15 protein-coding genes are annotated in these 13190 nt (G+C 63.6%); 2 read left to right on the top strand and 13 right to left on the bottom strand.

What is annotated here, in order from left to right; all coding sequences use genetic code 11:
* The 6 genes from B5G34_RS06170 to B5G34_RS06145 form a co-directional block, all read right to left on the bottom strand.
* Nucleotides 1–181, bottom strand: a 181-nt coding sequence (locus B5G34_RS06170) for a hypothetical protein (RefSeq protein WP_140397209.1), incomplete at its 3' end; no start/stop codon positions are given.
* Between the two features lie 154 nt (nucleotides 182–335).
* Nucleotides 336–809: a DUF4358 domain-containing protein gene (locus B5G34_RS06165; protein ID WP_087335242.1), complete on the bottom strand. Its 474-nt coding sequence runs from the start codon at nucleotides 807–809 to the stop codon at nucleotides 336–338.
* Nucleotides 806–1690: a GDSL-type esterase/lipase family protein gene (locus B5G34_RS06160; protein ID WP_087335240.1), complete on the bottom strand. Its 885-nt coding sequence runs from the start codon at nucleotides 1688–1690 to the stop codon at nucleotides 806–808. Before B5G34_RS06160 ends, B5G34_RS06165 begins: the two co-directional genes overlap by 4 nt.
* A 21-nt stretch (nucleotides 1691–1711) precedes the next feature.
* Nucleotides 1712–2416 carry a YjjG family noncanonical pyrimidine nucleotidase gene (locus tag B5G34_RS06155; RefSeq protein ID WP_087335238.1) on the bottom strand — a complete coding sequence of 235 codons (705 nt, stop codon included), beginning with the start codon at nucleotides 2414–2416 and terminating at the stop codon, nucleotides 1712–1714.
* On the bottom strand, nucleotides 2413–2889 hold the full coding sequence (locus B5G34_RS06150) for a threonine/serine exporter family protein (RefSeq protein WP_087335236.1): 477 nt from the start codon (nucleotides 2887–2889) through the stop codon (nucleotides 2413–2415). The genes B5G34_RS06155 and B5G34_RS06150 overlap by 4 nt, the downstream gene beginning before the upstream one ends.
* 1 nt (nucleotide 2890) lies before the next feature.
* Entirely contained in the window at nucleotides 2891–3664 is a 774-nt protein-coding gene (locus B5G34_RS06145) for a threonine/serine exporter family protein (protein ID WP_207651649.1), read from the bottom strand.
* Nucleotides 3665–3863: 199 nt separating this feature from the next.
* On the opposite strand from B5G34_RS06145, the gene B5G34_RS06140 reads away from it, so the two are divergent.
* Nucleotides 3864–4550, top strand: a complete 687-nt coding sequence (locus tag B5G34_RS06140; protein ID WP_087335232.1) for a TetR/AcrR family transcriptional regulator — start codon at nucleotides 3864–3866, stop codon at nucleotides 4548–4550.
* A complete protein-coding gene (locus B5G34_RS06135; protein WP_087335230.1) occupies nucleotides 4547–5191 on the top strand; it encodes a sugar O-acetyltransferase in 645 nt (214 codons plus the stop codon). Before B5G34_RS06140 ends, B5G34_RS06135 begins: the two co-directional genes overlap by 4 nt.
* A gap of 49 nt (nucleotides 5192–5240) precedes the next feature.
* On the opposite strand, the gene B5G34_RS06130 is transcribed toward B5G34_RS06135, so the two are convergent.
* From B5G34_RS06130 to B5G34_RS06100, 7 genes are all read right to left on the bottom strand, one after another.
* On the bottom strand, nucleotides 5241–7034 hold the full coding sequence (locus tag B5G34_RS06130; protein WP_087335228.1) for an LTA synthase family protein: 1794 nt from the start codon (nucleotides 7032–7034) through the stop codon (nucleotides 5241–5243).
* 310 nt (nucleotides 7035–7344) lie between these two features.
* Complete coding sequence (locus B5G34_RS06125; protein ID WP_087335225.1) at nucleotides 7345–8049, bottom strand: V-type ATP synthase subunit D; 705 nt, start codon at nucleotides 8047–8049, stop codon at nucleotides 7345–7347.
* Nucleotides 8050–8052: 3 nt separating this feature from the next.
* Nucleotides 8053–9435: a V-type ATP synthase subunit B gene (locus B5G34_RS06120; protein WP_087335223.1), complete on the bottom strand. Its 1383-nt coding sequence runs from the start codon at nucleotides 9433–9435 to the stop codon at nucleotides 8053–8055.
* Nucleotides 9432–11210 (bottom strand): V-type ATP synthase subunit A, encoded by a 1779-nt coding sequence (locus tag B5G34_RS06115; protein WP_087335221.1) that lies wholly within the window; start codon nucleotides 11208–11210, stop codon nucleotides 9432–9434. The genes B5G34_RS06120 and B5G34_RS06115 overlap by 4 nt, the downstream gene beginning before the upstream one ends.
* A 45-nt stretch (nucleotides 11211–11255) precedes the next feature.
* Complete coding sequence (locus B5G34_RS06110; protein ID WP_087330863.1) at nucleotides 11256–11570, bottom strand: V-type ATP synthase subunit F; 315 nt, start codon at nucleotides 11568–11570, stop codon at nucleotides 11256–11258.
* Nucleotides 11563–12561 carry a V-type ATPase subunit gene (locus B5G34_RS06105; RefSeq protein ID WP_087335220.1) on the bottom strand — a complete coding sequence of 333 codons (999 nt, stop codon included), beginning with the start codon at nucleotides 12559–12561 and terminating at the stop codon, nucleotides 11563–11565. Before B5G34_RS06105 ends, B5G34_RS06110 begins: the two co-directional genes overlap by 8 nt.
* 30 nt (nucleotides 12562–12591) lie before the next feature.
* Nucleotides 12592–13179 carry a V-type ATP synthase subunit E family protein gene (locus B5G34_RS06100; RefSeq protein ID WP_087335218.1) on the bottom strand — a complete coding sequence of 196 codons (588 nt, stop codon included), beginning with the start codon at nucleotides 13177–13179 and terminating at the stop codon, nucleotides 12592–12594.
* Nucleotides 13180–13190: the final 11 nt, after the last annotated feature.

The raw sequence follows: 13190 nt of genomic DNA, 5'->3' as shown, positions 1-13190 counted from the left end.
GGGTAACGGTGGGGGCGGTATTGGGGGTCACGTCGGCGGCAGAGGGCGCGCTCTTGCCCGCGGAGGGGATGAGCAGCAGGCACACACACACCACGGCGGCGGCCACCAGCAGGGGCAGAGTTACGCCGGGGCCTTTTCCCCGCTTTTTTTGCACACGTTTGGGACGATAGGACTGGGACACAGGAGACACCTCGTTCTTTTAATCTGAATCCGGCTGTCAGTTACAGCGTTCTGATTCTTAGACGGCAGCGCGGCGCAAAAAGTTGAAGGCGCGGATTTTATTTTTGCTGAAAAAACGCCGGGAAATACCCGGCGTTTTTTGTGGGGGGACCGATTCAGTTCAGGCCGTCCAGCACCTTCTGGGCAGCATCGGCATCGGCGGCCACCACCAGCAGGGCGGTGGTGCCGGACTGCTCCACGATGGCGTGGTTGAGCTTGTCCACCTCGGCGGGCATATAGCTCTTCAGGGCTTCGATCTGGTCGCTCACCCGCTTGTCCAGGGCCTCCTTGGCGGTCTTGGCGGCAGCCTCGTCGGTAAGGGTGAGCACGGCGATCTCCTCCGCCCCCATGGACAGGGAGGTGTATACCGCGCAGTCGGCGATGGTAGACGCGTCAATGCCGTACATGGCGGCGGCGGTGTCCTTGTCCAGGGTGTCCAGGGTATCGGTGAAGGCCGTGGAGTCCAGCAGGGCCTGGGCAGTGGCGGCGGGATCGTAGCTCTTGGCGGTCTCGCCTCCGCCGCCGCAGGCGGACAGGCACAGACACAGGGCCAGAACTCCGGGCACCAGACGGATCAGCAGGTTTTTCATGTTTCTCTATCTCCTTCCATCGCGGTCTGTCCCGCCCGATAGGCCTCCGGGTCCACCGTATGGCTCATCAGACAGGCCAGCCATGTTTCATACCAGGGACGCTGAAAATGGATGCCGTCCGACGTGGCCTCACTGGGCAGGCTGTCGTTCTCGTCGGACAGGGCGCTGTATACGTCCACCAGGCAGACCCGGTGCTCCCGGGCCAGCTGGGCGAACAGCTCGTTGAACACGGCCACCCGGGCGTTGGTAATGCAGGAGGCCTGGCCGTACTTGGCGCACTTGGCCTCGTCCACCGGGGCCAGATTCTGCAGATAGACCACGGCGTTGGGCTGGGCTTCCTTCACCTGGTCCAGGAACTTGCCAAAGGTAGCCAGATAGTTTTCCGTGTTATAGTAGCCCAGCTCATTCATGCCGAAGGCGATGTAGATCTTTCCGAACTGGGGCCCCTTCTGCAGGGCCTCCACAATGGAACAGGACTGGCCGTTCACCGTCACCAGGCCGGGCTTGTTTACGCCGAAGACGCTCAGGCCGGTGTAGTCGTAGAAGGTGGCGCCCTTGACGCCGCTGTACAGTCTCAGTCCCTGGGTGCGGGAGTCGCCGATGAACAGGGCGTCGGAAAAGTAATCCATATCCACCGACACCCCGTGGGGCACCGGCTGGGAAAAGTCAAAGACAGGGGTAGGGGTAGGGGTGGGTTCCGGCGTGGGGGTAGGCGCGACAGTGGCGGTGGGAGCGGGGTCGGCTCCCTCCGCGGGGGAGCGGCTCAGCACCGGCACGGTCACCAGGACGGCTCCCACCACAACGGCCGCCAGGATCAGGGGCAGCCGCCGACGGCGGGGCGGAGGATCGTCGGTGATCTTATAATACAGAGAGCGGGACAAGCTGGATGCACCTCATTTATGTCATTGTTCATGGGCCTCCAGCACCAGGGGAATGAGCTCCTCCAGGCGGCCGATCTCCCAGGTGGGGGCCACGGTTTGAGGGGAATGGGACGGAGCAGCGGGGCGGTACCAGGCGGTATCCAGCCCCATGGCGGCAGCGCCGCCGATGTCGGTGGTCAGGTTGTCCCCCACCATCAGGGCCCGGCGGGAGTCGGTGACGCCCAGGGCCGAGAGCACCGGGCGGAAGAAGTCGGGGCTGGGCTTGGAGGCGCCCACCTCCTCCGAGATGAAGAGGTGGGGGATGAGGCCCGCCAGGGCGGAGCGCTCAAACCGGCCCCGCTGGGCCCGGGCCACGCCGTTGGTAAGGATGGCCAGCGTGCAGTGCCCACCAAGCGCCCGACACACCGCCTCCGCGCCGGGCAGCAGGAAGGGCTGCTGCCCCAGCTGGTCCAGGTAGGTGCGGTTGAGGGCGGCGGGGTCGGCCTCAACCCCCAGGGCGGCGATAAGGCGGGCAAAGCGCTCCACCACCAGCCACTCCCGGCTGGCCTCTCCCCGGTCCAGCATGGCCCACAGGGCGCTGTTGATGGACACATAGAGGGCCTCGGTCTCCGGCGTGCAGGGGATGGAAAAGGCCTTCAGGGCCAGGGCAAGGGCCTCGTGCTCGGCCCGGTCAAAGTCAAACAGGGTATTGTCCGCGTCAAAGAGGACAAAGTCATAGCGGCTCATGGGTGGGTCCCTCCGATCCGGCCATGGCGGCGGTTTTGATAGGTGGTGATGAGGCGGGCCAGGGAGGAAATCATCAGCACACCCACCGCCAGAGCACCCGCCATACCCAGGGTATGGAGCAGGGACTCCAGAAAGAGGGAGGTCTCCCCGCTCATGGCGTGCTCCATGGTGTAGTAGATGCCGCCGCCGGGCACCAGGGGAAAGAGGGCCACCAGCAGGTAGCTGGTCACCGGGCACCGGCGCAGCCGGGCCATGATCTCCGACCAGGCGGAGATGGCCAGGGCGGCGAAAAAGGCCTGGATGATGTCGCTGTGGACCAGCGGCGCGGTGAGCAGATAAACCAGCCACCCCAGACCGCCGCCGCCGGCGCAGATGAGCATACCGGCAGCGCCGTGGATGTTGAACAGCATGGAAAAGCCGATGCAGGCGAAAAAGGCGTAAAAACAGGGCAGATAATAGGTGAAGGTATCCATGTCAGCCTCCCATCAGCGGTCGGATGAGACCCAGGGCCAGGGCGGTGCCCAGGGCGATGGCCGCACCGATCAGCAGGGCCTCGGCGGCCTTGCTGATGCCCGCCACCATGTCGCCCGCCATGATGTCCCGCATGGCGTTGGTAAAGGCGATGCCGGGCACCAGGGCCATGAGGGCGCCGATGATGATGCTGTCCGAGTTCTGACCCACCCCCACGGCGGTGAGGGCCAGGGCCACAAAGGCGGAGGCCGCCGCGCCGGCGATGGTCTTGAAGAACAGGTTGGCTCCCAGCCTGGAGGTGAGGGCCAGGCACAGGCAGATCACCATGCTGCACAGGCCGCCGCACAGGCCGTCCCACACCGACCCGCCGTAAAAGAGAGAGAACATGCCGCAGCCCAGAAAGTGGGCCGCCAGCTGGGTGGGCAGGGAGTAGACCTTGTGGGTGCGCTCGATCTCACGCATACTGTCCAGGGCCACCTCGAAGGGAGGGGTCTCCCGGCACAGCCGGCGGCACAGGTCGTTGTACCGCTCCAGCAGGTAGATGTCGGTGCCGTGGTTGGGCATCCGGCGGATCTGAGTCATGGGCTCCCCCATGGGGGAGGTGAGGCTGACGATGATGCAGTTGGGGATGGCAAAGACCTCCCCCCGCTCGGCCCCGTAGGCCTGGAGCAGGCGGCTGATGGACTCCTCCACCCGGTAGATCTCCGCGCCGCTGAACATGAGCCGGAAGCCCATCTCACTGACCATTTCCAGCAGTTCGTTGTAGTCCAGCTTCAACGGGGAGACCTCCTCTCTCTGGCCTGAAAATCCGATGATTTTCTTTGGCATCGGTTTACAGCTTATCACATTTCCCGCGGGATATCCATACCTTTCTCGGAAATATTCCGAGCCTGTGAAAAAAGGCAGGTATTGATTGTAAAAATGGGATTTGGTACAATAATATCTACCAAATAAACTGGGAAAGAGAGGTGGTCTCATGCCGCCCAGAGAGAAGACGCCGGCGGAGAAATCCGCGGAAAAGGCCCGTATCCTGGAGGCCGCTCTGGATATTCTGGCAACCGACGGCTACGAGGGTCTCACCATGCGCAGGCTGGGGCAGAAAATCGGCGCCTCGGCCACCAAGATCTACCTCTATTTTGTCAACAAGGACGAGGTCTACCTGTCGGTGGTCATCGAGGGTTACCGGCAGCTGTGCGACGCCCTGCGCCAGGCCATGGACGGCGTTTCCGGCGGGGAGGCCCGCTTCGACACCTTCCTGCGGACCTATCTGGAGTTTGCCTGGGCCCACCCCGCCTTCTACGAGGTGATGGCCCTCAAGCAGATCCCCATGCAGGCCGACTACGCCGGCACCCCCATGGAGGCGGTGGCCCGCCAGAAGTACGAGGCAGGCATGGATGTGTTTACCCTCACCCGGTCGGTGATGGAGGACTACCTGCGGGAGAAGGGCTACGCCCTCCCTCTGTCCAAGGACGTGGCCGCCTTCTCCATCATCGTATTTCTCAACGGCCTGCTCAATACCTACTACAACAAGCTGGCCCAGACCGTTTTTTCCGACCTGGATGGGCTGCTGGCCGACTGCATCCGGCTGATTAAGACCGCCTTCCGCAACTGCTCCCTGCCGGGAGCGGCCCAAATTGAGACAAATCAGGTGAGTGAACCATGACGGAGGAAGAGAAGATTTTTGCCGGGAAGATGTTCGACCCCCGGCGGCAGGAGCTGAAGGACCTGAAGCACATCGCCCATGAGGCCTGCCGGAAGTACAACTCCATGGACGAGTACGACCCCGCCCGGGCCGACGTGCTGCGGAACATCCTGGGAGGCGTGGGCAAGGTGTGCTACTTCCAGGGCCCGGTCCAGTTCAACTACGGCTGTCACACCTTCATCGGGGAGAACTTTTTCGCCAACTTCAACCTGATGGTGATGGACGACGCCCGCATCTGGATCGGGGACAACGTGTGCTTTGGCCCCAACGTGTCCCTCATGGCCACCAACCATCCCCTCCCCGCCCAGGAGCGCACCGGCCTGGATTCAGAGGGCCGCACCACCATGGCGGAATTTGCCCGGGAAATCCACATTGGCAACGGGGTGTGGCTGGCCTGCAACGTGGTGGTGCTGGACGGCGTCACCATCGGGGACGGGGCGGTGATCGGCGCAGGCAGCGTGGTCACCAAGGACATCCCCGCCGGGTGGCTGGCCTTCGGCAATCCCTGCCGCCCCATCCGCCCCATCACGGCGGCAGACAGCAAGCGGGAGCTCATCCTGGAGGAGGACCTGGAGCACTTCGCCTGGAACCTCAACGGATAAACCCAAAAAGTGCGCGCTGCTTCACACAGCGCGCACTTTTTTTGCGGATTCAGGGATCGAAGGCTGCGCTGCGCCGCTCCTTCCCCCCGAAGAGGTTGTTGTACTGCACACATTGGTACTCCCGGATCAGACCGGTGTAGTCGTTGGTCTCCAGGTGGCTGTGGGCCTCGCCGTCAGCGTCCACATAGCCCACGAAGGTAAGAGCGGGCAGAGTCTGCTGAAGCTGCCACAGGTAGTCCTGATACCCGGTGAAGGGGATGCCGGCGTACCGCAGCAGGTAGAGGCTCAAAAAGTTCAGGCTGGTCACCTCCGGGCCCTCCTCCGGCAGGGGGTAATTGGCCCAGATCACATAGGGCACCTGGTACTTGCCCATATACTGCTCCATGGTCATCTGGTCCTGGGTCACACCGTAGGCCTTGTCCAGGAAACCCTGCTCCACCGAGGGCTGATGGTCGCCGAACATGAGGATGATGGTGGGCTCCTCCTGGTTCTGGAAGTACTCCACCAGGGTACGGAAGGCCTGGTCGGTCTTGTTGGCCAGGGTGAGGTACTGCTCCGCCATGGGGTACTTGCCCGGCTCGTCGGTGATGGTGACCTCCGCCTGGTAGGCCGGGTCGGTGTAGCTGCCGTGGCTCTGGATGGTGACGTTGAACAGAAAGAGGGGCTTGCCCTCCTCCTTGTGCTCAAACTCCCAGATGAGCTGCTCAAAGTCCGACTGGTCGCTGACGTAGCCGTGCTCCATGGTCTGGGGCACGTCCATGTCCTCCCCGCACTTGAAGGTATCAAAGCCCAGGTGGGGGTAGGCCCGGTCCCGCTGCCAGGAATTGCGCTCGCCGGGGTGGAAGGCCAGGGTGTCGTATCCCTGGGCCTTCAGGATGGAGGCCAGGGAGGCGGTGGGACCCAGCACATACTGCTGGTAGGGGATGCTGCCCGAGGGCAGGAAGGCCATGGAGTTGCCGGTGAGGAACTCGAACTCGCTGGCGCTGGTGCCGGCCCCGAATACCGAGGTGTAGGCGTGGCCGAAGATGGTGTTGTCCAGAGACTGGACATAGTCTATGACGCTCTCACTGAGCGAAAGGTTGCCGTAACTTTCAAAATCTGCCCAGGATTCATTCATGATGGCGATGATGTTGGGCTTCTCCACCGATACCTCAGCGGGCTGGGCCGGTTCCGTCTCGTCCAAAATCTCGTCCACCGTCTCGGGGGAGTAGTTTTCGGGCACCTCCACCTCCAGAAACTCGGTGTTGCGCAGAAATACCGCCAGGCAGCCCCACTGCCGGTAGGCCCCCGTGGGGTCCCACACGTCGGTCTTGACCCCCAGCTTCTCGGTGGGCAGCAGGAACAGGAGACAGGCCAGCCCCGCCGCCAGACAGGCCAGCCGCAGGGGGATGCCCCTCCGGCCGGTGAGCCGCAGCCGGGCCTTCCGCCGCTGGGGGTGGAGGAAGATCACCAGGGCGGCGGCCAAAGCGATGGCCAGGCCGATCTGCCAGGTGAGGAACAGGTGGTAGTTGCCCGCCACGTCGGCGGCGGTGGCCAGGGCAGAGAAGTCCCAGGGCTGGACGGGGGTGCCCCGGAAAGAGTTGACATAAAAGTTTGCCGCACCCCAGGCTCCGGCGGCGATATGGACGGCGATGGTGCAGGGGGCGATGCGGCCCACCAGGGCGCACAGCAGCCAGAACAGCAGGGCCACGCACAGGGCGTTGGCCAGCAGGACGGGGAAGGCCATGGCAAAGGGGTTGGTCCCATAGGCCAGCTGCATGAGCCACACGGCGGTAAAGGGGGTAAGCAGCAGGAAGGCGGCCTGCCACAGGCGGTCCTTTCGTAAGATTTCTTTGATCTGCATAGGCGTTTCTCCTAAATCATCAGCGGATAGTCCGTGATTATACGCCAAAAAGTTCATTCTGTCAAAGGTGCCGCCCCCGGCCCCGTCCAAACTGCGTGTCAAATAAAATAGTTTAAAATCAGCTCATATTTATACTATTATCTCATAATCTGTTACTTTTTGATTCAAAACAGGCCCATCCTTTTGCGGCAGAAGAAGCGGTGGCAAGATCTGTCCTTTCTTACGTTTTCCTTTCTAAACGCTTCCATTTTGGGAAAGCCCCCAAACGCAGAAAAAGACGGCCCGAAACTCGGGCCGTCTTTTTGATAGGTTATACCTCTTCCTCTTTTCCGGCAAAGGCTTCCATGGCGCGGGCGTCGGCCTCCCGCTTCTCCTCGATGGCTTCCTTCAAAAGCATATCCTTTACCTTCATCAGACGGATGGTGTTGGAGCGCTCATTCTCGTCCAATTTCATGGTGATATACTTGATGGCCTCTTCCATCTGGGGGATCTTCACATACTCCAGGGCGTTGACCCGGCGGCGGGTCTTTTCGATCTCCTCCGCCAGCAGCTGGGAGGTCTTTTCGATCTCGGCCAGCTTGAGCATATCCTGAAAGACCCCGGACAGGGCGTCCACCGCGCCGTCCAGCTCACCGGAGGTGTTGGCGAAGCCGTAGGGGTAGATCTCCCCGGCGTCATCGCTCTTGGTCCGGAACTGGTAGACGGGCACGTTGACGCTCATGATGTTCTGGAAGGTCATGTCCAGCTCCACGCTCTGCTTGGGGTACAGGAGGGACTGCTCCAGCATCTCGGAGGACATGAGGGCGGAGGCCACGGTGAAGGAGCCGTGGGCACGCATGAGCCCGTCCTCCACCTTTTTTCTCAAAGCCCGGTTTTCCCGCACCACGTCCATGAACTGCTTCATCAGCTCATCCCGCTTATCCTTCAGCAGCTTGTGGCCCCGGATGGAGGTCTTGAGCCGGGTCTTCAGCCGGGTCAGCTCCTGCCGGGTGGGGTTTACGTTAATGGCCGGCATGATTTATCCCTCCTTTTTCGGGAGGTATTTCTCGATATACTCCGGCTTGATACGCTTCAGCTCCGCCTTGGGCAGCAGGCTCAGCAGGTCCCAGCCCAGGTCCAGGGTCTCGATGATGGAGCGGTTCTCATCGGTGCCCTGGGAGACATAGCGCTTCTCAAACTCGTCGGCAAACTTGGCGTACTGCAGGTCGGTGGGGGAGAGGGCGGCCTCGCCCAGGATGCTCATGAGCTCCTTGTTCTCCTTACCGGTGGAGTAGGCGGCGAACAGCTGGTTCATGGTGCCGGCATGGTCCTCACGGGTCTTGCCGGGGCCCACGCCCTTATCCTTCAGACGGGACAGGGAGGGCAGCACGTCCACCGGGGGATTCACGCCCTTGCGGTAGAGCTCGCGGGACAGGATGATCTGGCCCTCGGTGATATAGCCGGTCAGGTCGGGAATGGGGTGGGTCTTGTCGTCCTCGGGCATGGTCAGAATGGGGATCATGGTGATGGAGCCCTTCTTGCCCAGCTGGCGGCCGGCACGCTCGTACATGGTGGCCAGGTCGGTGTACAGATAGCCGGGGTAGCCGCGGCGGCCGGGGACCTCCTTCTTGGCCGCGGACACCTCACGGAGGGCCTCGGCGTAGTTGGTGATGTCGGTCAGGATGACCAGCACGTGCATATCCTTCTCAAAGGCCAGGTACTCCGCGGCGGTGAGGGCCATACGGGGGGTGGCGATACGCTCGACGGCGGGGTCGTTGGCCAGGTTGGTGAAGAGCACGGTACGGTCGATGGCGCCGGTGCGGCGGAACTCCTGCACGAAGAAGTCGGACTCCTCGAAGGTGATGCCGATGGCGGCGAAGACCACGGCGAAGTTGCCGGCGTCGTCACCCAGCACCTTGGCCTGACGGGCGATCTGGGCGGCCAGGGCGGCGTGGGGCAGACCGGAGCCGGAGAAAATGGGCAGCTTCTGGCCGCGGACCAGGGTGTTCAGACCGTCGATGGTGGAGATGCCGGTCTGGATGAACTCGTTGGGGTAGTCACGGGCGGCGGGATTCATGGGCAGGCCGTTGATGTCACGGTACTCCTCGGCCATGATGTCGGGGCCGCCGTCGATGGGACGGCCCATGCCGTTGAACACCCGGCCCAGCATATCGCCGGACACAGGGAGCTGCAGGGGGTGACCCAGGAAACGGACCTTGGACTGGGCCAGGTTGATGCCGGCGGAGGACTCGAAGAGCTGCACCACCGCGTTGTCGCCGTTGACCTCCAGCACCTTGCAGCGGCGGATGGAGCCGTCGCTGAGCTCGATCTCGGCCAGCTCGTCGTAGGTGACGCGGTCGACCTTGCGCACCACCATCAGGGGGCCGTTGATCTCCTGAATGGTACGATATTCACGGATCATTCCTCAGCACCTCCCTTGGCGGCAATGGCCTCGATCTGCTCTTCCATTTCCCGGGCCATCTGGGCGTAGACCGCCTTGTACTGGTCGTCGGGCACACTCTTGGCGCGGCCCATCTTCTCCCGGAAAGGAATGGCAAACAGCTCTGCCACAGGGGCGCCCTTCTCGATGGCGGCCCGGCACAGCTTGTCATAGTCCAAAATCATCTGGATCATCTTGTCCTGGCGCTCGTAGCTGGAGTACCAGTCCACTTCCATAAAGCCGTTCTGCTGCAGGAAGTCCTCACGCAGCATCTTGGCGGTCTCCAGGGTCAGCTGGTCGCCGGCGGACAGGGAGTCCTTACCAACCAGCTGGACGATCTCGTTCAGGCTGGCCTCCTCCTGGAGGATGGACATGGACTTGTCGCGGTTGACCATGAACTGGGGACCCAGATGCTCGTCATACCAGGGCTTCAGGGAGTCCAGGTACAGGGAGTAGGAGTTCAGCCAGTTGATGGCGGGGAAGTGACGGCGGTAGGCCAGGGAGGCGTCCAGGGCCCAGAACACCTTGACGATACGCATGGTGGCCTGGCTCACGGGCTCGGACAGGTCGCCGCCGGGCGGGGAGACCGCGCCCACGGCGGTGAGGGAGCCCCGGCGGTCCTCGTCGGAGCCGATGCACTCCACCATGCCGGCCCGCTCGTAGAACTGGGCCAGACGGGAGGACAGGTAGGCGGGGTAGCCTTCCTCGCCGGGCATCTCTTCCAGACGGCCGGACATCTCACGCAGGGCCTCGGCCCAGCGGGAGGTGGAGTCGGCGATGACGGCCACATGGTAGCCCATGTCGCGGAAGTACTCGGCGATGGTGATGCCGGTGTAGATGGAGGCCTCACGGGCGGCCACGGGCATATCGGAGGTGTTGGCGATGAGGACGGTCCGCTTCATCAGGGACTCGCCGGTACGGGGGTCCACCAGCTCGGGGAACTCCCGCAGAACGTCGGTCATCTCGTTGCCGCGCTCGCCGCAGCCGATGTAGACCACGATGTCCACGTCGGACCACTTGGCCAGCTGGTGCTGCATGACGGTCTTGCCCGAGCCGAAGGGGCCGGGGATGGCGGCGGTGCCGCCCTTGGCCACGGGGAACATGGCGTCCACGATGCGCTGACCGGACAGCAGCGGGGTTTTCGGGGGATATTTGTGCTTGTAGGGGCGGCCCACACGGACGGGCCACTTCTGCACCATGGTGAGATTATGCTTTTCGCCCTTGTCGTCCACCAGCACGGCCACGGTGTCCAGTACGGTGAACTCGCCGGACTGGATGGACTGGATGGTACCGCTCATGGTGGGGGGGATCATGATCTTGTGGAGCACCACGCTGGTCTCCTGGACGGTGCCAATGACGTCGCCGCCGATGACCTTGGCGCCGGGCTGGACGGTGGCGTTGAACTGCCACTTCTTCTCCCGGTCCAGGGCGGGGACCTCCACGCCGCGGGGCAGGTTGTTGGAGCCCGCCTTCTTCATGATGCCCTCCAGGGGGCGCTGGATGCCGTCGTAGATATTCTCAATGATGCCGGGGCCCAGCTCCACGGACATGGGGGCGCCGGTGGTCTCCACCACGGCGCCGGGGCCCAGGCCGGAGGTCTCCTCGTAGACCTGGATGGAGGCGGAGTCGCCGTTCATGGTGAGGATCTCACCGATGAGGCGCTGCTCGCCCACACGGACCACGTCGGCCATGTTGGCGTCGGTCAGTCCGGTGGCCACCACCAGCGGGCCGGAGACTTTGACGATTTTTCCGCTCAAAACACTCTAACCTTCTTTCAGGTTTGGATTTGAAATATGGTTCTGTTACAGGATATCCGCGCCCACGGCCCGTTCCACGGCGCTCTTGACGTTGGCCATACCGATGCCCAGAGAGCCGTCCTTGCCGGGGATGAGGATAATGGCCGGGGTGAGCTCATCCTTGTACCGGGCCACCTCCGCCGTCATGCCGGCGGCGTACTGCTCGGTCAGGTAGATCACCGCGTAATTCTCCTTGGCCAGCTGGTGGAGGGTCTGCTTGGCCTCCTCCACCGTTTCAGCGGGGAACACGTCCAGCCCCAGGGCCTTGAAGCCCAGGACGCTGTCCTTGTCTCCCAGCACTGCAATGCGATACTTAGACATAGGCTTCACGCAGCCTTTCCCGGATGGTGTCCCCGTCCAGCCCCGCCATGCGGCCGGACAGAATGGTGCGGATGGCGGTGAACTCGGTCTCCCTGGCGTACAGGTAGCCGATCACCGCCTGCTCCCCGAAGGGGATGCGGCGGGCCTGGGCCAGATAGCTCATCACCGCGTTGTCGCACAGGCGCTCAAAGGCGGTGAGCTCCCCGCTGCCGGGGGAGGTGAGGGCGGCGCCGGCGGCGGCCGCCTCGCTGAGGGGGCCCGCCCGGAACAGGGCGGCCAGATCGCTGCCCTTGCCCGAGGTCAGGGTGTGTACCTCCACGCTGCCGCCGGGCAGCAGCACCTGGCTGAGGAAATCGGAGCCCTTGCCCATGCGGGCGCACCGGACGGCGGAGCGCAGGTTGGTGGCGTCGATGAGCAGGCGGACGTACCCCTCCAGGAAGGGACTGCCCACCGCCCCGGCGGCCTCACGCATCTCTGCGAAATAGGCCCGGTCCAGCACGAAGTCGGCCAGCTGGGGATCTCCGCCGGCGCCCAGCAGCTCCCGGGCCTGGACGATGGCCTGGCGGAAGGGGTCGGTAAAGTCCCGCAGATTGTCCCGCTGGTAGGCCTCCTTGATCTGGGCGGCGGTCCAGCGGCCCCCCTCCATCAGCAGCCGGTCGGGATCGGCTCCCACGGCGGCCGCCTTGATGAGGGTCTTGGCGTTGTGGTAGTCGTACTTCATCTGGAACACGTCCACCAGCCGCTTGTCGGGCACCGCGCCCTTGAGCTCCTTGTACAGGGCGCCCCGGGCGGCGGAGAGCATCTCGTCCAGCGCGGCGTGGGTGAGGGCGGGCATTTCGCCGTAGCCGCACTCGCCCAGGACCTTCACGGCCTCGTCGTCGGTGCGGGCGTCCAGCATCCGCTCCATCCGCTCCCGGGTCAGGAGACGGTTCTCCATGGCCCGGATGCGGGCGGATATGGTCAGATAGTCGGTATCTTTGATCTTAGCCAAAATGTTGCCTCCTTACTTGCAAGGAGCGCATCAGTCAAAGAGCACCTTGGCCACCTCGCGGTCCATCTCGCCCCGCTGGAGGCGCACCAGAGTCTCAAAGGTGCAGTTGACCTCCACGTCCCCGTCGCTGAGGATGAGGCCCCCCTTGATGGGGCGGGACTGCTCGGACATGGTCAGGCGTCCGTCCTTCAGGCGCTCGTTGGCCTGGGTGACCACCGCCTTGCCGTAGCGGGCGCGGTCCTTCTGGGAGAAGATGACCGCCTCCCGGCCGGTGGAGGAGGCGCGTACCGCCAGGTCGGCCAGCAGATCCACATACTCCTTGTCGGGCAGGTTCACCAGCTGCTCCAGCGCCAGGTCGTAGGCCTTGGAGAGCATCTCCTGCTTGGCGGCCAGCTCCAGCTTGCGGGCGTCCAGCTGGGCCACGCTGGCCAGCCGCTCCACACGCTCGTCGGCGTTGCGGCGGCCCCGGGTCAGGATCTCCTCGCTCTCCCGCTGGGCCTGGGCCTCATACCGTGCGGTGATCTCGTCGGCCTGGCGGCGGGCTTCGGCGTTGATGTCGTCGATCTCCCGTCCGGCGTCGGCCGCGATGCGCCCGGTGATTTTTTCAATTCCGTCCATAGTCTACCTCT

The sequence above is a fragment of the Flavonifractor sp. An82 genome (assembly GCF_002159265.1).
Classification (GTDB): Bacteria; Bacillota; Clostridia; order Oscillospirales; family Oscillospiraceae; genus Flavonifractor.
This window is presented reverse-complemented; position numbering and strand designations above follow the sequence as displayed.